2 protein-coding genes and 1 pseudogene are annotated in these 1,302 nt (G+C 59.4%); all 3 read right to left on the reverse strand.

Annotated elements, in window-relative coordinates; translation table 11 throughout:
* Positions 1 to 7: 7 nt before the first annotated feature.
* The gene (locus HT737_RS29280) at positions 8 to 259 is read right to left on the reverse strand and encodes a YfhL family 4Fe-4S dicluster ferredoxin (protein ID WP_003195146.1); all 252 of its coding nucleotides are present in this window, start codon (positions 257 to 259) and stop codon (positions 8 to 10) included.
* A gap of 144 nt (positions 260 to 403) precedes the next feature.
* Positions 404 to 884, reverse strand: a pseudogene (gene coaD, locus HT737_RS29285) (pantetheine-phosphate adenylyltransferase).
* Positions 885 to 999: 115 nt separating this feature from the next.
* Positions 1,000 to 1,302: GMC family oxidoreductase (locus HT737_RS29290; RefSeq protein WP_220459570.1), on the reverse strand; the 303-nt coding region annotated here is incomplete at its 5' end.

Here is a 1,302-nt window from a genome sequence, read left to right on the forward strand (position 1 = left end):
GTTCAGATCAGGCCTTGCCGGTGATCTTGCGGTACTTCTCCATCAACTGTTCTTCAGTCTCCGGATGCGCCTCGTCCAGCGGAATGCAATCCACCGGGCAGACCTGTTGGCACTGCGGTTCGTCGTAGTGGCCAACGCACTGGGTGCACAGGTTCGGGTCGATCACGTAGATCTCTTCGCCTTGGGAAATGGCAGCGTTCGGGCACTCGGGTTCGCAGACGTCGCAGTTGATGCAATCGTCGGTGATGATCAGGGACATGCTAACTCCAGCCGGGGCGGCAGGCCCGGGCGCAATAAATCAATGCGCGCAATTGTGCCGCATTGGCGAGCGCAGTGCACGCGGCTGCGATCAAGGGCACGAGACTGCAATCTTTAAAAGCAAAAGATCGCAGCCTTGCAGCTCCTACTTTTTGAAGCGCAGGGTCAGGGCATCGGCCACGGCCGGGTGCACGAACTTGCTGATATCGCCGCCCAGCGCGGCGATTTCCCGCACCAGCGTCGAGGAAATGAATGAATAACGCTCGGACGGGGTGAGAAACAGGCTCTCGACGTCCGGGGCCAACTGGCGGTTCATGTTGGCCAGCTGGAATTCGTATTCGAAGTCCGACACCGCGCGCAGACCGCGCAGGAACACATTGGCGTTCTGTTCTTTGGCGAAATGCGCCAGCAGCGTCGAGAAGCCGACCACTTCGACGTTGGGCAGGTGTTTGGTGACCTCGCGAGCCAGCTCAACCCCGTTGTTCCAGCGGGAACAGCGGATTTTTCTTCGGGCTGGCGGCGACCGCAATGATCACGTGATCGAACAGGCGCGAGGCGCGTTCGACCAGATCGCCATGCCCTTTGGTAATAGGGTCGAAGGTACCTGGGTACAACACTCGGTTCATCGCGTCGTCCTGGCGGGAGTCCGTTGGGGAGTCGGATGGTATCGCAGCCGTCCCGGTCGGCCAAGTCGCCTGTTGGGTAAGAAAGCACTATAGACGACGCGATAAACCGTTTTTTTCACGGATTTCTCAGCCGATCGGCGAGGGATGTCGCCAGTTGTGCAGTCAGTCCATACACCGACAATTGCGGGTTGGCGCCAATACTGGTGGGGAACAGCGAGCCGTCGTGAATCGACAGATTGCTCAGTTGATGATGCCGGCCAAGGCTGTCGGTGACTGCGTTTTTCGGGTCTTCACCCATTGCGCAACCGCCCATCACGTGGGCACTGCCCAGCCGCGTGCGATAGAGCTCAAGGCGCAGACCGTCGATCAATTTGCGCACCTCGGCCAGGGTGTTCACGTAGCGCGCATCGGCGTGCAT

The sequence above is a fragment of the Pseudomonas sp. MD195_PC81_125 genome (genome assembly GCF_014060985.1).
Lineage (GTDB): Bacteria > Pseudomonadota > Gammaproteobacteria > Pseudomonadales > Pseudomonadaceae > Aquipseudomonas > Aquipseudomonas parakoreensis.

What these genes read in the sequence shown, in the direction of transcription:
- HT737_RS29280 (WP_003195146.1), bottom strand. Translation starts at nt 259, where the DNA reads ATGTCCCTGATCATCACCGACGATTGCATCAACTGCGACGTCTGCGAA.